The 17303-nt window shown below is 60.3% G+C and carries 13 protein-coding genes; 6 read left to right on the top strand and 7 right to left on the bottom strand.

Features of this window, described 5'->3' with window-relative positions; genetic code table 11:
- Nucleotides 1-17 precede the first annotated feature (17 nt).
- The 4 genes from mmsA (at nucleotide 18) to AS026_RS14800 (ending at nucleotide 5374) form a co-directional block, all read left to right on the top strand.
- On the top strand, nucleotides 18-1556 hold the full coding sequence (gene mmsA, locus AS026_RS14815) for a multiple monosaccharide ABC transporter ATP-binding protein (RefSeq protein WP_025660466.1): 1539 nt from the start codon (nucleotides 18-20) through the stop codon (nucleotides 1554-1556).
- Entirely contained in the window at nucleotides 1553-2761 is a 1209-nt protein-coding gene (mmsB, locus tag AS026_RS14810; RefSeq protein ID WP_025660465.1) for a multiple monosaccharide ABC transporter permease, read from the top strand. Before mmsA ends, mmsB begins: the two co-directional genes overlap by 4 nt.
- Before the next feature lie 112 nt (nucleotides 2762-2873).
- Nucleotides 2874-3869 (top strand): AraD1 family protein, encoded by a 996-nt coding sequence (gene araD1 / locus AS026_RS14805; RefSeq protein WP_025660464.1) that lies wholly within the window; start codon nucleotides 2874-2876, stop codon nucleotides 3867-3869.
- Between the two features lie 71 nt (nucleotides 3870-3940).
- Entirely contained in the window at nucleotides 3941-5374 is a 1434-nt protein-coding gene (locus AS026_RS14800) for an aldehyde dehydrogenase family protein (RefSeq protein WP_062370390.1), read from the top strand.
- Nucleotides 5375-5455: 81 nt separating this feature from the next.
- On the opposite strand, the gene AS026_RS14795 is transcribed toward AS026_RS14800, so the two are convergent.
- The 6 genes from AS026_RS14795 to AS026_RS39955 form a co-directional block, all read right to left on the bottom strand.
- Nucleotides 5456-6280 carry a transglutaminase family protein gene (locus tag AS026_RS14795; RefSeq protein ID WP_025660462.1) on the bottom strand — a complete coding sequence of 275 codons (825 nt, stop codon included), beginning with the start codon at nucleotides 6278-6280 and terminating at the stop codon, nucleotides 5456-5458.
- A gap of 11 nt (nucleotides 6281-6291) precedes the next feature.
- A complete protein-coding gene (locus AS026_RS14790) occupies nucleotides 6292-7233 on the bottom strand; it encodes an alpha-E domain-containing protein (protein ID WP_018857506.1) in 942 nt (313 codons plus the stop codon).
- Nucleotides 7233-8642 carry a circularly permuted type 2 ATP-grasp protein gene (locus tag AS026_RS14785; RefSeq protein ID WP_018857507.1) on the bottom strand — a complete coding sequence of 470 codons (1410 nt, stop codon included), beginning with the start codon at nucleotides 8640-8642 and terminating at the stop codon, nucleotides 7233-7235. Before AS026_RS14785 ends, AS026_RS14790 begins: the two co-directional genes overlap by 1 nt.
- 314 nt (nucleotides 8643-8956) lie before the next feature.
- Nucleotides 8957-9598 carry a bleomycin resistance protein gene (locus AS026_RS14780; protein ID WP_062370388.1) on the bottom strand — a complete coding sequence of 214 codons (642 nt, stop codon included), beginning with the start codon at nucleotides 9596-9598 and terminating at the stop codon, nucleotides 8957-8959.
- A gap of 202 nt (nucleotides 9599-9800) precedes the next feature.
- Nucleotides 9801-11492 carry a DEAD/DEAH box helicase gene (locus AS026_RS14775; RefSeq protein WP_062370385.1) on the bottom strand — a complete coding sequence of 564 codons (1692 nt, stop codon included), beginning with the start codon at nucleotides 11490-11492 and terminating at the stop codon, nucleotides 9801-9803.
- 320 nt (nucleotides 11493-11812) lie between these two features.
- Nucleotides 11813-12199, bottom strand: coding sequence for a hypothetical protein (locus AS026_RS39955; protein WP_082728539.1), 387 nt, complete (start codon nucleotides 12197-12199; stop codon nucleotides 11813-11815).
- Between the two features lie 283 nt (nucleotides 12200-12482).
- Between AS026_RS39955 and AS026_RS14770 the strand changes: the two genes are divergently transcribed.
- Nucleotides 12483-15329 (top strand): response regulator, encoded by a 2847-nt coding sequence (locus tag AS026_RS14770; protein WP_062370383.1) that lies wholly within the window; start codon nucleotides 12483-12485, stop codon nucleotides 15327-15329.
- Here the strand turns inward: AS026_RS14770 and mnmC2 are convergent.
- Entirely contained in the window at nucleotides 15319-16035 is a 717-nt protein-coding gene (gene mnmC2, locus AS026_RS14765) for a tRNA (5-methylaminomethyl-2-thiouridine)(34)-methyltransferase MnmC2 (RefSeq protein WP_025660457.1), read from the bottom strand. The two genes, AS026_RS14770 and mnmC2, sit on opposite strands and share 11 nt — an antisense overlap.
- Between mnmC2 and AS026_RS14760 the strand changes: the two genes are divergently transcribed.
- A complete protein-coding gene (locus tag AS026_RS14760) occupies nucleotides 16034-17212 on the top strand; it encodes an NAD(P)/FAD-dependent oxidoreductase (RefSeq protein WP_025660456.1) in 1179 nt (392 codons plus the stop codon). The genes mnmC2 and AS026_RS14760 overlap by 2 nt on opposite strands.
- Nucleotides 17213-17303: the final 91 nt, after the last annotated feature.

The following is a 17303-nucleotide window of genomic DNA, read 5'->3' as shown; positions in this document are numbered from 1 at the left end:
GGCGTTGGATTATGACCATGGACAACACAATCCTCGAAATGCGGAACATCACCAAGACGTTCCCAGGCGTAAAGGCGCTTGAGAATGTGAACCTCAAGGTTCGACAGGGTGAGATCCACGCATTGGTGGGTGAAAATGGGGCCGGCAAGTCGACCCTTATGAAAGTTCTCTCCGGCGTCTACCCAGCCGGAACCTACGATGGCGATATTGTCTACGAAGGCGACGTCCGTCATTTCAAGGCGCTCAAGGATTCCGAAGAAATCGGCATCGTCATCATTCACCAGGAACTGGCACTGGTGCCGCTCCTGTCGATCGCCGAAAACATCTTCCTCGGCAACGAAGTTGCTCAGAATGGCATCATTAAGTGGCAAGAAGCCTTTAAGCGTACGAAAGAGCTGCTGAGCAAGGTTGGCCTCAAGGAGTCGCCGGAAACGCTCGTCACCGACATCGGCGTTGGCAAGCAGCAGCTGGTCGAAATCGCCAAGGCGCTGTCTAAGAGCGTGAAGCTGCTGATCCTCGATGAGCCGACGGCGTCACTCAACGAAAAGGATTCCGATGCACTGCTGGACCTCCTGATCGAGTTCCGCAACCAGGGCCTGACGTCGATCATCATCACGCACAAGCTCAACGAAGTTCGCAAGGTCGCTGACCAGATCACGGTTCTGCGCGACGGCATGACCGTCAAGTCGCTCGACTGTCAGACCGAAGAGATCAGCGAAGACATCATCATCAAGAACATGGTGGGCCGCGAACTCGCCGATCGTTATCCGCCGCGCTCCGTGCCGATCGGCGAAACGATCCTCGAGGTGAAGAATTGGAACGCTTTCCACCAGCATCACCGTGACCGCCAGGTTCTGCACGACATCAACGTCACCGTCCGCAAGGGCGAAGTGGTTGGCATCGCGGGCCTGATGGGCGCCGGCCGTACCGAATTCGCAATGAGCCTGTTCGGCAAATCCTATGGACACAAGATCCATGGTGACGTGTCGATGCACGGCAAGCCGGTCGATGTCAGCACCGTTCGCAAGGCCATCGACGCGGGTCTTGCCTATGTGACCGAAGACCGCAAGCATCTTGGTCTCGTACTCGGCGAGAACATCGTTCACAACACGACGCTCGCCAATCTGGCCGGGGTCTCGAAAGCCACGGTCATCGACACCATCAAGGAATCGAAGATCGCATCGGAATACCGCTCGAAGCTGCGCATCCGTAGCTCCAGCATCTTCCAGGAAACGGTCAATCTCTCCGGCGGCAACCAGCAAAAGGTTGTGCTGTCGAAGTGGCTGTTCTCCGACCCCGATGTCCTGATCCTGGACGAACCCACCCGCGGTATCGATGTCGGTGCAAAATACGAAATCTATACTATCATCAACCAGCTCGCAGCCGATGGTAAGGGTGTTCTGATGATCTCATCGGAAATGCCGGAACTGCTTGGTACGTGCGACCGCATCTACGTCATGAATGAAGGACGTATCGTTGCGGAACTGCCAAAGGGAGAGGCGAGCCAAGAAACCATCATGCGCGCTATCATGCGCTCAGGGGAGAAGAAACAATGACTCCGGTCAACCCTTCAGCCACCGAGGAAAGCAACGTCGTTTCCGTTGCGGACTATATCCGCGCCAACATTCGCGAATACGGCATGCTTATCGCGCTCGTCGCGATCATGGTGTTCTTCCAGTTCTACACGGGCGGCATTCTATTCAAGCCGGTCAACCTAACGAACCTCGTTCTGCAGAACTCGTTCATCGTCATCATGGCGCTCGGCATGCTGCTCGTCATCGTGGCCGGCCACATTGACCTTTCGGTCGGATCCATCGTTGCCTTCGTCGGCGCGGTGGCGGCTATCATGACCGTCAACTGGCAGATGAACTTCGTACTTGCGGGCATTCTCTGCCTGGTCATCGGTGGCGCCATCGGTGCTGCGCAAGGCTACTGGATCGCGTATCACCGCATTCCGGCCTTCATCGTCACGCTCGCCGGCATGCTCGTCTTCCGCGGCCTGACGCTGTTCGTTCTGGGCGGCAAGAACATCGGCCCGTTCCCGAAGGACTTCCAGGTTATCTCGACGGGCTTCCTGCCAGGCGAAATGATCGATATCGCCGGAATTCCGCTGCATTCCACGTCGCTGGTGCTGACCGTGCTGGGAACTGTCGTGCTCTTCTATCTCGCCTGGCGTCGCCGCAAGGTCAACGAGAGCCATGGCATCGATGTCGAGCCTTATGGCTTCTTCATCGCCCAAAACGTAATCATCTCGTTGGCGATCCTGTTCCTTGGCTTCCAGCTTTCCACCTACAAGGGCCTGCCGAACGTTCTCGTCGTCATGCTCGTGCTGATCGCGGCCTACACCTTCGTGACGCGCCGTACCACGATCGGTCGCCGCATCTACGCAATGGGCGGCAACGAGAAGGCAACCAAGCTGTCCGGTATCAACACCGAGCGCCTGAGCTTCTACACCTTCGTCAACATGGGTGTCCTGGCTGGTCTCGCCGGCATGATCATCGCGGCTCGCCTGAATTCGGCGACCCCGAAGGCAGGCGTTGGCTTCGAGCTTGACGTTATCGCGGCCTGCTTCATCGGCGGAGCTTCGGCATCCGGCGGCGTTGGCAAGATTACCGGTGCCGTCATCGGCGCGTTCATCATGGGCGTCATGAACAACGGCATGTCGATCGTCGGTCTCGGCATCGACTTCCAGCAGATGGTCAAGGGACTGGTGCTTCTCGCCGCCGTCTTCTTCGATGTCTATAACAAGAACAAGGGCTAAGCGCTCCGGCGCTGCCCAAGCATTCGCAGTCATGTGAACTTGCCAATCCGGCTCATTCTGGGAGCCGGATTGGCGAAGCATTTTCCGCGTTATCGAAAAAAGGATGAAGACCGTGCTGATTTCGCAGATCAAGGGTTCGAACGGAGAGATCATTGTCGCCGTGCGCGAGCCGGGCGGTACCGCGAAGGCCGTCAAGAACGCAGGCAGCGTCTATGCGCTGGCCATGGAAGCCGCAAACGGCGGCAAGTCGCTGTTGCAGGTGATTGAAGCACACGGCCTCGGCGATGCAGTCGACCTCGAAAAGGCTTATGCCGAAGGCAAGTTTCTGCCGCCGATGACGCATCCCGACGCTGCGCACCTGCATCTGACGGGCACAGGGCTGACGCATCTGGGCTCGGCTGCAACGCGCGATTCCATGCACAAGAAGACCTCCGAGGCGGCTGAAGAAACCCTCACCGACTCGATGAAGATGTTCAAGATGGGTCTCGAGAACGGCAAGCCGAAGGCCGGCGAGAAGGGCGTTCAGCCCGAGTGGTTCTACAAGGGCAACGGCTATGGTTCGGCTGCTCCGGGCGCGCCGCTCGTTTCTCCCTCCTTCGCGCTCGATGGCGGCGAAGAGCCTGAAATGGCGGGGATCTACGTCATTGCGGAAGACGGCACACCCTTCCGCATCGGCTTTGCGCTGTCGAACGAGTTTTCCGACCACGTGACCGAGCGGATCAACTATCTCTACCTCGCGCACTCCAAGCTGCGCCCGGCAAGCTTTGGCCCGGAAATCCGCATTGGCGTTGCGCCTGAGGATATCCGCGGCACCTCGCGCATCAAGCGCGGCGACAAGGTGATCTTCGAAAAGCCGTTCCTGTCGGGCGAAGCGAACATGTCGCACACATTCGCCAACCTCGAATACCATCACTTCAAGTACGGCCTGTTTCGTGTGCCCGGCGACGTCCACGTCCACATGTTCGGCACCGCGACGCTCTCCTTCGCGGAAGGCATCAAGGCTGAAGAGGGTGACGTCTTCGAAATCGAAGTCGCCGAATTCGGCTTGCCGCTGCGCAACCCTCTGAAGATTGCCGCCGAAGAAGAGATTGCCGTCAAGCAGCTCTGATTTCGCAAGGCCCGGCCGCTTCGGCGGCCGGACCGTTTTTAATGGAACGGTGAAGGAGGCCCAGTCGGCCCATGACCATTTATAAGAACCTCATTGCCGGCGAATGGGTCGGCACGGACGCGACGAAGAACATCAATCCGTCGGATACCAACGAGGTCGTTGGCCTCTATGCGGATGGTTCGGCCGAAGACACGAAGAATGCGATCGCCGCCGCCAAGGCTGCTTTCCCGGCTTGGTCGCGCTCCGGCATCTGGGAGCGTCATGTCATCCTGAAGAAGGCCGGCGACGAGATCATGGCTCGCAAGGACGAGCTCGGCGCTCTGCTGGCCCGCGAAGAAGGCAAGACGCTTCCCGAGGCAATCGGCGAGACCATTCGTGCATCGCAGATCTTTGAATTCTTTGCCGGCGAAGCGCTGCGTCTTGCAGGCGAGGTCATCCCGTCTGTTCGCCCGAATATTGGCGTCGAGATCACCCGTGACCCGCTCGGCGTCATCGGTATCATCACGCCCTGGAACTTCCCGATCGCGATCCCCGCCTGGAAGATCGCGCCGGCGCTCTGCTACGGCAATACCATCGTCTTCAAGCCGGCCGAACTCGTCCCGGGCTGCTCGTGGGCGATCGTCGACATCCTGCACCGTGCCGGCCTGCCAAAGGGCGTGCTGAACCTCGTCATGGGCAGGGGTTCGGTTGTCGGCCAGGCCATGCTCGACAGTCCTGATGTTACGGGCATCACCTTTACCGGTTCCACCGGTACCGGCCGCCGCGTCGCTAGCGCCTCGATCGAGCATAACCGCAAGTTCCAGCTGGAAATGGGTGGCAAGAACCCGATGGTCGTCCTCGACGATGCCGACCTTGGCGTCGCCGTCGAAGCAGCCGCCAATTCCGGTTTCTTCTCCACCGGCCAGCGTTGCACGGCGTCTTCTCGCCTGATCGTTACCGAAGGCATCCACGACAAGTTCGTCGCGGCGCTAACGGAAAAGCTGCAGACGCTTGTTGTCGACAATGCGTTGAAATCGGGCACGCACATCGGCCCCGTGGTCGATGAAAAGCAGCTGAAGACCGACACCGACTATATCGAGATCGGCAAGAAGGAGGGCGCCAAGCTCGCCTTCGGCGGCGAACTCGTCACCCGCGAAACGCCCGGCTTCTACCTGCAGCCGACGCTGTTCACGGAGGCCACGAACCAGATGCGCATTTCGCGCGAGGAAATCTTCGGACCGGTTGTCTCGGTCATCCGCGTCAAGGACTACGAAGAAGCGCTGGCAACCGCCAACGACACGCCATTCGGCCTGTCTGCCGGTATCGCCACGACGAGCCTCAAGCACGCGACGCATTTCAAGCGAAACTCCGAAGCGGGCATGGTGATGGTCAACCTGCCGACCGCAGGCGTGGATTTCCACGTTCCTTTCGGTGGCCGCAAGGGATCGTCCTACGGTCCGCGCGAGCAGGGCAAATACGCGGCCGAGTTCTACACGAGCGTCAAGACGGCCTATACGCTGGCCTAACGATGGCCCAAAACGATCCGAGCCGCTATGCAGCGGCTCGGACAACGGTATCTCGATATGAGTTCTTCGGAAGCCAGCCCTTCAGCTCTGGCTCTGGCTTTGCATCTGCCCCCGATCTTCAACCTTGACCACGACAGAGAGCTTTTCCCCCGGCGTGCCGATGCGCATGCCTGAAACGGGAGCCGCATCGCGGTAGCAGAGGCCGGAGGCGACACGCACATAGCGTGCGTCGGGGCAGATATTGTTGGCCGGATCGAAGCCGACCCAGCCGAGGCCCGGGAGGTGCGCTTCGCCCCAGGCGTGGGTCGCCGACTGCTCGATCTTCTCTTCCATCATCAGGTAGCCGGAAACGTAGCGGGCCGGCACGCCGAGGCTGCGTGCGGCGGCGACAAAAATATGGGCATGGTCCTGGCAGACGCCGCTCTTCTTCTCAAGCGCTTGCTCAGCCGTGGTCTCCGTGTCGCTGGTCCCAGGCAAGTAGGTCACGGTCTCATGTATGCCGGACATCAGCGCGTGCATGCGAGCAAGCTCGTTCTCGCCGCTCACACCCTTGGTGAGTTCCTTGATCAGCTTTCCGGACTTCGTCCTCGGCGTTTCACGCAGGAAAAGCCAGAGCGGGCAGAAGCCGCTATGGGGGCCGAGTACCCCATTTCGATCTTCCGTTTCGACCTCGCCTTCGGCCACGATGCGTGTCGCCCGCTGCTCGCCTTCCAGCGAGACGAGGTTGACGTGGTTGCCAAACTGATCGTCGTATTCGACTTCGGGCCTAGCGCCCTCAACCTGCAGCGACCAGTTGATGACTGACTGTCCGGGAACGGAGAGCGGCGTCAGCCGCAGCCGCTGCAGCGAGAAGGCCGCCGGTTCTTCGTAGTGATATTCGGTGACGTGGCTTATCTTAAGCTTCATCTCATGCCCGCCTATGCATAGAACCGGTAACCATCGGAAATTTCCATGCCGAGCTGGTTGTTGCGCGTGACGAAATCTTCCAGAAATTCATGCAGGCCCTGATCCATGATCTCCTTGATGGCACGTGTCTGGAGCGTCTTGCGGATGGAATCGGCCGTATCATGCGCCGGCAGCCGCTCACCGTAATCCTTGGCGAGATAGCCGAGTTCGCTGACGATCTTCTCGTAGCAATAGGCGAGCGAACGCGGCATCTGGCCGTTCAGGATCAGGAAGTCGGCGATATTCATCGACCGATATTCGCCGTCATACGCCCAGCTGTAGGAGCGGTGGGCGGAGACGGAACGCAGGATCGATTCCCACTGGATGTTGTCGATCGACGTGCCGACGGCCGAGACCGAGGGCAGGAGCACATAATACTTCACGTCGAGAATACGGCTCGTATTGTCCGCGCGCTCGATGAAGGTTCCGATGCGGGCGAAATTGTAGAGTTCGTTTCTGAGCATCGAGCCGTGGAAGGCACCGCGGATCAGCCCGGCGCGATGCTTGATGGCATCGATTGCCTCCGGCATCTCCGCGGCTTTCAGCCGCTTCGAAAGTAGCGATTTTAGCTCGATCCAGAACTCATTGGTCGCTTCCCAGGTCTCGCGGGTCAGGGCGGTGCGCACCATGCGGGCGTTGTTTCGCCCGTAGTCGACGCAGGACATGACGCTTGAGGGATTGGAGCGGTCTCGCAGCAGGTAGTCGATCGCGTCGGCGCTCGTCAGCTTGCTGTGCCCCTCATCAAAGGTCTCGCGCACGCCGGCGCTTTGCAGGACGCCGTCCCAGTCGTCGTCGCCGGTTCCGCTTCGGGTCAGCGACATGCGCAGGCCGGCATCGATAAGGCGCGCTATGTTTTCTGCGCGTTCGATGTAACGGAACATCCAGTAGAGTCCGTTTGCAGTTCTTCCGAGCATCAGTCCTCCAATACCCAGGTATCTTTTGTGCCGCCGCCCTGGCTGGAATTGACCACCAGCGAACCCTCTTTCAGGGCCACGCGCGTCAATCCGCCGGGAATGATCTGCACCTTGTCGGAGACGAGAACATATGGCCGCAAGTCCACGTGACGTGGCGCAATGCCTTTGTTGACGAGGATCGGCACGGTCGACAGCGAAAGTGTTGGCTGCGCGATGTAGTTGGCGGGCTTCGCCTTCAACTTCTCGGCAAAATCGGCGCGCTCCTTCTTGGTCGCCGTCGGGCCGACCAACATGCCGTAGCCGCCGGAGCCGTGTACCTCCTTGACCACGAGTTCCTCGAGGTGCTCGAGCACGTATTTGAGGCTCTGCGGCTCGGAACAGCGCCAGGTCGGCACGTTTTCGAGGATCGGCTTGCGTCCGGTATAGAATTCGACGATCTCGGGCATGTAGGAATAGATCGCCTTGTCGTCCGATATGCCGGTGCCCGGCGCATTGGCGATGGTGATGTTGCCGGAACGATAGACATCCATGATGCCGGGGATGCCGAGTGCTGAATCCGGCCGGAAGGTGAGGGGATCGAGGAAGTCGTCGTCGACGCGGCGGTAGAGCACGTCGATCGCCTCATAGCCGCGGGTCGTGCGCATCTTCACCTTGCCGTCGATGACGCGGAGGTCCGAGCCTTCGACAAGCTCGACGCCCATCGTGTCAGCCAGGAACGAGTGCTCGTAATAAGCCGAGTTGTAGATGCCGGGTGTCAGGACCGCAACGCGTGGCTTGCCCTTGCAGCCTGGAGGCGCGAGCGATGCCAGGCTCTGGCGCAGCAGATAGGGATAGTCTTCGACCGGCCGGACCTTGTTGGCATGAAACAGGTCCGGAAACATCTGCATCATCGTTTCGCGGTTTTCCAGCATGTAGCTGACACCGGAGGGTGTGCGGGCGTTGTCCTCCAGCACGTAGAACTCGTCCTCGCCGGTGCGCACGATATCAGTGCCGACGATGTGCGTGTAGACGCCGCCGGGCGGCCGGAAGCCAATCATCTCGGGCAGGAAGGCGTCATTCCTCTCGATCAGTTCGCGCGGTATGCGACCGGCGCGGATGATTTCCTGCTTGTGGTAGATGTCATCGAGAAAAGCGTTGAGGGCGATTACCCGCTGCTCGATACCCTGTGCGAGCTTACGCCATTCGCGACCTGAGATGATGCGGGGGATGATGTCGAAGGGAATGAGCTTTTCGGAAGAGTCTGCGTGTCCGTAGACCGCGAAGGTAATGCCGGTCTTGCGGAAGATGTTCTCCGCGTCCCGGGATTTTGCAATCAGATGCGCTCGATCTTGGTTACTGTACCACTCAAAGTATTTTTCATATGGCTGTCGCGGACTTTCGCCCCCGGTGATCATTTCATCAAATGCCAAAGGTGTGGCTCCCCTTTTTTGTTCATTTGAATACAACGCAAATGGCAATGCAAGAACCATGCACAGTTTGAACGCGAGATTCGTGAATCCTTCTCGAAGGCCAAAACAGACGAAAAACTGGGCATTTATCGATAGCTGGCGTCGACACGCCCGTCGTCAATCCTCAGCGTCCGCTCAAAATGTGAGCAGATGAACATTTTCGAGCCGAAGACCGATTCAATTTCGGGCTGAGTGCCGGGTATACGGTTGCGCGAGCATCAGGGAAACTTCAGGTAAAGCATCAATGCTTCAAATACGACCGAGCTGCAGCGGGCTTAGGTCGCCTCGCCTGAAAACGCGATCAGGTTTCCGTCGGGGTCCTGCACGATGAAGCTTCGTGCGCCCCATGGCTCGGTGCGCAGGGGCTGGTGGAACGATGCGCCGGCGGCCTGATACTCCAGGAACAGCCGCTTCGGATCGTCGGCCGTTAACGTTGCGGAGAGGGCGTCGACTTCTCGCGCTCTGAAGCCAGCGTCGAAGACCGGCCCGCCGACCTTTCGCAGGTTCAGGCGCGCGCCGTCGCGAAACACCTGGGCATAAAATGGCGGCTCTCCGTACTGGAACGCCACTTCAAAACCCAGTTTCCGAACATAGAACTGGCACGAGGCAATGATATCGGAGACGAAGAGTTGCGGCTCCGCGGAGAGGACGAGCGGATGTCTACTGTCCGACGCTTTCGATTTCGTCATGGTTTCGATCCCTCTGACCAAGGCCGGCCAATCCGTAAAGCCATGCTTTCGGGCAACAAGCTCCTGAGCATCGCTGAGCTTGAAGTCGGCGTCCAATATTTCTCGATCGCTTTGATCTCGATATCTGGGCAGGATCCACCTGATCTGCGCCGCAACCGGATAGTACCGTTCGCGATGCCATCGCAGGTATGTCTTGGCTTGTTTTCTGAGGTTTTCGATATTTGGCATGGGCGCGGCTTACGTTTGACTTTGTCGTACGTAGGCGGGCAATGCCCCTCCGGCCCGAAGCCGACGCGCCCTACAGCAGCACCAGCATCCTAATGCAATGGGCCAATTGCCACAAGGCGAGATTGTAAGGCCGCGGGATCATTTGGCGTCGTGAGACGCGTATTGCAAAGGGCGGGATTTGTCCCGCCCTTTCTTTTTTCAATTAGGCGCGTTCACGGCGCTGACCGTTGCCACCGCGCGACGGACCGCCGCGACGGTTTCCGCCGTTGCCTTCGCGACGTTCGCCGCCGCCGTGGGCCTGCGCGCCACGATCTTCACCGTGTTTGCGGGCCGGGCGGCCGTGCGCATTGCGGGCGCCGCCGCCGGGATGATGACGGTTCTCGCCATTGGCATGGTTGCCATGCTGGGGGCGCTGCGGCTTGCGGGCCGGACGGAAGTCCGACGTTGTCGCCAGATCGTTGTCGGGGCCGGACGTCATCGGCGTAGCCTCGCCACGGCGCTGGCCGCGGAAGTCTTCGTTGCGCTGGGTTTGGCGCTCAGGACGCGGACGACGCTCGCGGCGCTCCTCATTGTTGGCGCGGACTTCGTCGCCAGCTTCAGGGCGCGGACGACGCTCCGGGCGGCCACCTGCACGATGGCCTTCGCCACGGCGCTCACCGCCACGGTTTTCACCACCACGACCCTGGCCGCGGTTGCCGCCATTGCCATTGCCATTGCTGTTGCCACTGCCATTGCCGCGGCGCGGAGTGGCGTTCATGTTGGCAGGCGCTTCACCACTGGCTACAGCGATGTTGATGTTCATCAGGCGTTCGATGTCGCGCAGGAGACGGGTTTCGTCAGGTGCACAGAATGCGATCGCGATGCCGTCACGACCAGCGCGGGCCGTACGGCCGATGCGGTGGACGTAGGCATCCGGAACTTCCGGCAGGTCGTAGTTGTAGACGTGGCTGACGGCCGGGATGTCGATGCCGCGGGCGGCAACGTCGGTCGCAATCAGCGTCTTTACGTCGCCGTCACGGAAGGCCTTGAGGGCGCGCTCGCGCTGGCCCTGGCTCTTGTTGCCATGGATGGAAGTGACCGAATAGCCAACGTGGTCGAGGTGCTTCATCAGCTTCTCGGCGCCGTGCTTGGTGCGCAGGAAGACGATCGCGCGTCCGTCAGGGTTCTCGGTGAGTGACTTCTTTAGGAGGTCCGTCTTGTCGTTCTTGCCGTTGACGAAGTGGACATACTGCTCGACCTTGTCGGCAGCCTTGCCCGGAGGTGTCACTTCGACGGTGACCGGGTCCGTCAGGTATTCGCCGGCGAGGTCGGCGATCGATTTCGGCATGGTTGCCGAAAACAGCATCGTCTGGCGTTTCTTCGGCACCATCTTGGCGATCTTGCGCAGGTCGTGGACGAAGCCGAGGTCGAGCATCTGGTCGGCCTCGTCGAGAACGAGGTAGCGTACGGCGGTGAGGCCGATGGCGCGGCGGGCGACGAGGTCGAGCAGGCGGCCGGGCGTGGCAACGAGGATGTCGGTGCCCTTTTCGAGCTGCAACTGCTGCTTGTTGATCGAGACGCCGCCCACGACGACGTTGATGCGCAGGTGCGACTTGCGCAGGAAGTTCTTAAGGTTCTGGGCGATCTGGTTCACCAGTTCGCGGGTTGGGGCGAGGATCAGCGTACGGGTGGTACGGTTGTCCGGACGCCGCTCTTCAGGGATGATCTTTTCGATGATCGGCAGGCCGAAGGCGGCCGTCTTGCCGGTGCCTGTCTGAGCAAGGCCGATAAGGTCGCGGCCTTCGAGAAGAAGCGGGATCGCCTTTTCCTGAATGGGGGTCGGCTTTTCGATGCCGAGCTGGAAAAGTGTGGCGACGATCGGCTTGGAGATGCCAAGCGATTCAAAATTGGTCAAGTCATAACCTTTTTAGGGCGCGCCAAAAAAATCGGCCGGATCGCAAAATGCGACCCGGTGTCATTCTGGCGTCAAGAACCCCGCGTGAAGTGGGAACTTGTCTTGTTGGAAAAAGCTTTCCAGCGCTTCTTGCCCGCGTCTTGGGATGCGGCCTGTACGAAATGCGCTTTTGCCCTTCTTCCTGCTCCTATTTGCTGGCAGGGGCACGCTCACGCGGCGGCCGGAAGGTGAAAGCTGGCCTGCATTTGGTCTAGTTGGGGCCAAAAGTCAAGAGCACAGGCTCAACGCCCACCGCAGCGACACCCTATGCCAGCGCGTTCTCAGTAGCAGACCCGTGTCCGGTAAGCGTCACCCCAACCGTTGTGCCGCCATACGATATGGCACCGAGGCGCGTAGTAGTACCGCGAATAAGGCCTGTAATAGCTCCGATATGCCGGCCTGTAGTAGCCCCCATAATAGGGTTGGTAGTACGGCCTATAGTAGGACCTGTAATACGGCCGATAGTACGGTCGATAGTATGGGCCCGGATAGCCGTAATAGGCGTAGGGGCGCCCAACCTGCGACAGCAGCAGGCCGCCGACTGCTCCAACGGCAACGCCTCCCCAGAAGTCATGATTGGCGTTCGCGGGCGTTGCCGGGATGAGGGTTGTACCCGTCAGGGTCAATGCCATTAAGCCCGCCGCCATGCTTTTATGAAGTACGGACATGGTCGTCTCCTTTCGTAGACGATGCTTGTTCCTGAAGCCGTCAGGCGAAACCGTTCGGGTATACGGGCCAACTGAACGAGTTCATTTTAGAAACGAGTGAAACTATACCACAGTTCCGCAGGGTTTATTCGGTTTGAACTGCTGCATCGCAGCGGCCGCGCCGGCGCTAGAGCACAGGTTGCCTGCGTCCTGCAGGGTGCCGCTGCATTATGGTTAAAGGGTTGTTAAAGAGCGCCCGTTATACTTGCTCGATGAGTAAGCTTTTCCTGACTGAGGACCAACTTTGACATCGAGCGGGGACCTTCTCGAGCTGGCCTGCCGCCGGATCGCGGATCTGGAGCGCCCCGCCTATGTCAAGAACAGCGAGCTTCGCTATGTGGCCGTCAACGAGGCCTATGCATCCTTCTTCGGAAGGGAGATCCCTGATTTCATCGGCTGCCGGAGCCGAGAACTTATCGATACGCCGGAAGAGGAGGCCCGCGAAGACAAGGAGCGGCGCGCACTCGTCTTCGCGAGTGAGGAAAGTGCCGTTTGTTTCGACAGCAGGGGCTTCGGGCGCGAGCGGGTGCGGATCGAGAGTTTCTCGCCGTCCGAAGATTGCGTCTATGTACTCGGTATTTTTGAAAGGACAGCTCCACATCAAGACGGCGGCGATCAGCTGACAGGGGCCAAGCCGACCCTTTCGGCATCCGACTTGGCTCGCAGCCGGGCGCTGACGGACGATCTTGAAGGCATTCTTCGTGCTCTCCCAGTCGGTGTCATGATCCTCGACGAAGAGCGCAACGTCCTCTACGCCAATGACGAGTTCTACGATGTCTGGGATCTACCACGTGACGACCGCTTCGACGGCTTGGCCTTCATCGACGTCATCCGTCGCAATCACCAACTCGGTCGCTATGGGGACAGGCTCACGCCGGAGCAGATCCTTGCCCGGCGCGAGAAGCATTTTGCTGCGGAACAGCAGCCGCCAATAGAACTGGGCTGGGTTAACGGCAAGCGGGTCCTGTTCGAGGGCGGCCGCCTTTCCAACGGTCGCGTCCTGCTTTCCTATACTGATGTCACTGCGGTCCGCCAGCGGGAGAAGGAAATTCACGAAACGCGGGCGGCTCTCGCGCATCTCGGCGACTTGATGGAGGACGCGACACGGGCGATGTCGCAGGGCCTCTTGATCGTTCAGGACGGCAACATCCTGCTTGCCAGCGAGCCACTCAGCGAGATCCTCGCCATACCACCTGAATATCTCGCAGTTGGACGGGGGTGGATCGATCTGTTCCGGTTTTGCGCCGAACGTGGCGACTTTCACGGGCAGGAAGATGAAATCCTGCAGAGCTGGCGCGATAACATCGCGGCCAAGAAGCCGATTTCGACGCCGTTCCATGTCGCCGGAGAGCGCTGGGTTAACCTGGATGCGACGATCAGCGAGCGGCAGCACTGGGTTGCGCTGTTCACCGATGTCACCGAAGCGAAGCAGCGTGAGGCCGAGCTTGAGCGGTTGCTATCCCGGGCGGAAGCCGCCGATCGCGTCAAGTCGGAGTTCCTGGCGAATATGAGCCATGAGATCCGAACGCCGATGAACGGCGTTCTCGGAATGGCCGAATTGCTGGCGAAGACCAATCTCGACACGCGCCAGAAGACGTTCATCGATATCATCGCCAAGTCGGGCAACGCCTTGGTGACGATTATCAACGACATTCTCGACTTCTCCAAGATCGACGCCGGCCAGATGACCCTCAGGCGCACGACGTTCGATTTGGTCGAGGCGATCGAGGACGTTACAACGCTCCTGTCTTCGCCGGCGGCTGAGAAGAACATAGAGCTGCTGGTGCGCGCGGCACCCGATTTGCCGTCGGCCGTGATCGGTGACGCCGGCCGCTTCCGCCAGATCATCGCCAATCTCGTCGGCAATGCCATAAAGTTCACCGAGCGCGGTCACGTCCTTGTGGACGTCGGCTTTACGCCGGGCGCGGAAGACGAAATCATGGCGCGCATCCGGGTCGAGGATACTGGCATCGGCATCCCGGGCGACAAGCTCGACTCCATTTTCGACAAGTTCTCGCAGATCGACTCATCCTCCACGCGTCGCCATGAGGGAACCGGGCTTGGCCTTGCCATCACGGCAGGGCTGGTCGACTTGTTCGGCGGCTACCTCGAGGTGGACAGCGAACCGGGGGAGGGCTCGGTCTTTACGGTAAACCTGCCTCTCACCGTGGCAGCGGCGCGCCTTGCTCCAAAGCCCTTGCCGGTCAACGTGACAGGTGCGCGCGTTCTCATCGTCGACGACAACGCGGTCAACCGACAGATTTTGGCCGAGCAGCTGGACCTCTGGGGCTTCGATGGGGCCGCCGCCGAGGACGGACCGGCGGCCATGGCAATAATCGCCGCAGCGAACGAGTTGGGCATCGAGATCGATGCGGTCGTGCTGGATTACCAGATGCCGGGCATGAACGGCGCCGACATCGCACGGAAGCTGCGCGCCGACAGCCGCTTTGAACGGCTGCCGATCATCTTCCTGACCTCAATGGACATTTCCGGGACGGAGAAAGAGTTCGCCGCGCTTAACGGTCAAGCCTATTTGATGAAGCCGGCGCGGGCCAACGTGCTGCGAAACACCATCGTTGACGTCGTGCGGGCAAGTCGCACGACACAGATCGCTGCGGCGGGGAAGACGGTTCCGGAGGCAGCGCCGCCGCCGCTCGCCAAAGCTGAGCCTTCCGAATGGCCGCCGGCGGAGTTCATCGACGTGCTGGTTGCGGAAGATAACGAAGTCAACCAGATCGTCTTTACGCAGATATTGCAGGAAACCGGCCTCAGTTTTCTCGTCGTCGGCAACGGCGAGGAGGCGGTTGAGGCATGGGATCGCTGCGCACCACGCATCATCATGATGGATGTCTCGATGCCTGTCATGAACGGCCACGACGCGACGCGCGCAATACGCGATCGCGAACGCGTACAAGGTCATCGCGTGCCGATCATCGGAGTGACGGCGCATACGCTGGAGGTCGACCGCGATCTCTGCCTGGACGCCGGAATGGACGATTACATGTCAAAACCGATCAGCCCGGAACTGCTCGAAGAGAAGCTTGCGCAGTGGCTGCGCGCGAGCGAGCAGCACGCGGGGTCTAGGATTTGATGCCGCAGAGCATCTCGCGTTTTCCGGCAAAGCCGGCACGACGCTCCACCGCAAAGCCGGCGGCGATCAGGTTTCGTCGGACAAAGCCGGCCGCCGCATAGGTCGCGAAGGTTCCGCCTGGCTTCGTCTTCTCGCAGACGAGGCGCATCAATTCCTCAGACCACATGTCGGCATTGCGCGATGGGGCGAAGCCGTCGAGATACCAGGCATCGAAGCCGGCTTGCGCGGCCGCGACGCCTTCGAGAGCATGGCCGCGGATTACGCTGAGCGACGTCTGGTCATCGAGCCGCAGGAAGACGCTTGCTTCCGGCGTTTCCGGCCAGGCGGCCGCCAGGGCTTGCCGCTCGATGTCGATCTCGGCCCAATGAGAAAGCGCACGGTCGATTTCCCCACGCCGCATCAGATAAAGTTCAAACGACATGAAGTGCAGTTGCTGCCCGTTGCGCCGAAAGAGTTTCCATTGCCGCCACGTTTCGGCGAAATTCAAACCTGTGCCGAAGCCGAGCTCGCCGATCAGGAAGTCGCCGTTATCCTGCCAGCGCTGCGGCAGGCCGTTGCCGGCGAGGAAAACGTGTCCGCATTCCAGCCGGCCATCGGTCTGGCAATAAAAATGGTCGCCAAAGGCCGGTGAATAGGGCATATCGCCGTCGCGCCACTCCAGCGGCTGGTGGGGGCCAGCACTCTTTTCGGGATCAGTATCTGTCATGCCAAAAGCCGATAGTCCGACCGCGCGTTCCGGTCAATCATCGACTGCCCTGCTGATCATCGGTGGCGGTATCATGGGGCTATGGGCAGCGGTTCAGGCGGAACGCCTGGGCATCAATGCATGGCTCATCGAAGCCGGCCGGCTTGGTCACGGCGCGAGCGGCGGCCTGCTCGGGGCGCTGATGCCGCACATGCCGGACAAGTGGAATGCCAAGAAGCAATTTCAGTTCGATGCGCTCGTTTCTCTGGAGGCGGAGATTGCAGCGTTGGAACGGCAGACCGGTCTTTCCGCCGGCTATCGGCGCTCGGGCCGCCTCATTCCGCTGCCGAAGCCGCATTTGCGCGAGATCGCGCTCGGTCATTCCCGGGATGCCAAGCATCGCTGGATCGCCGGCGAGCAGCGCTACCACTGGCGCGTGCTCGACAAGCCTCCCCAGGACAACTGGCTGGACGCAGCGGCAGGTGAAAGCGGCTTCGTGCACGACACGCTTGCCGCCAGAGTCGCGCCGCGGTCGCTCATCGCGCTGCTAGCGGCATCACTGCGCGACGCACGGAGCGTCCGCGTTGCCGAAAACGTTTCGGTCGATGATCTCGATCTTGAGCGCAAGGTTGCGATTACCAGTGCAGGTGACATTGCTTTCAGACAGTGCATTGTCGCTGCCGGCCACCAATCCTTTCCATTGCTGCAGCGGTATACGGGTGGCCTTGTGAAGCCGCTGGGCCAGCCTGTCAAAGGCCAGGCAGCCCTGCTGAAAGTCGACATAGCCCCGTCCTTGCCGACGATCTTTCGCGACGGGCTGTATATCGTTGCGCATGAGGGCGGCCATGTCGCCGTCGGCAGCACCAGCGAGAATCGCTTCGACGAACCATTCTCGACGGACGAGCAGCTCGACGCGCTGCTTGAGGCATCTGCCCAATTGGTGCCGGCGTTGCGAGGCGCGCCCGTTGTTGAGCGGTGGGCCGGTCTGCGGCCGAAAGCGATCGATCGTGATCCGATGATCGGCGTCCATCCCGACCATGCCGGCCTGATCGCATTGACCGGCGGCTTCAAGGTCAGCTTCGGCCTGGCGCACCGTCTGGCTGCGGCAGCGATCCACCTCGCGGCCGGCCGCCAGCCGCCCTTCGCGCTGCCGGAAAGCTTCTTGCTCGCCAATCACATCTGCGTCGCTTCACGCTAAACGTGAATTAGCACCTCCTGCCTTTCGTTATTCTGTCATGCAAATCACCTATCTGCTAGCGCAACCGCGGCGCCGACGGAGGGCTGTGCCG

It is taken from the genome of Rhizobium altiplani (assembly GCF_001542405.1).
GTDB classification, from domain to species: domain Bacteria; phylum Pseudomonadota; class Alphaproteobacteria; order Rhizobiales; family Rhizobiaceae; genus Rhizobium; species Rhizobium altiplani.
The sequence above is the reverse complement of the archived record's forward strand: the minus strand, read 5'-3'. Positions and strand labels throughout refer to the sequence as shown.

Bases quoted from the DNA above. Each gene is read 5' to 3' on its own strand.
- mmsA (WP_025660466.1), top strand. From the start codon at position 18: ATGGACAACACAATCCTCGAAATGCGGAACATCACCAAGACGTTCCCA.
- mmsB (WP_025660465.1), top strand. From the start codon at position 1,553: ATGACTCCGGTCAACCCTTCAGCCACCGAGGAAAGCAACGTCGTTTCC.
- AS026_RS14800 (WP_062370390.1), top strand. From the start codon at position 3,941: ATGACCATTTATAAGAACCTCATTGCCGGCGAATGGGTCGGCACGGAC.
- AS026_RS14795 (WP_025660462.1), bottom strand. From the start codon at position 6,280: ATGAAGCTTAAGATAAGCCACGTCACCGAATATCACTACGAAGAACCG.
- AS026_RS14790 (WP_018857506.1), bottom strand. From the start codon at position 7,233: ATGCTCGGAAGAACTGCAAACGGACTCTACTGGATGTTCCGTTACATC.
- AS026_RS14780 (WP_062370388.1), bottom strand. From the start codon at position 9,598: ATGCCAAATATCGAAAACCTCAGAAAACAAGCCAAGACATACCTGCGA.
- AS026_RS39955 (WP_082728539.1), bottom strand. From the start codon at position 12,199: ATGTCCGTACTTCATAAAAGCATGGCGGCGGGCTTAATGGCATTGACC.
- AS026_RS14760 (WP_025660456.1), top strand. From the start codon at position 16,034: ATGCCAAAAGCCGATAGTCCGACCGCGCGTTCCGGTCAATCATCGACT.
- mnmC2 (WP_025660457.1), bottom strand. From the start codon at position 16,035: ATGACAGATACTGATCCCGAAAAGAGTGCTGGCCCCCACCAGCCGCTG.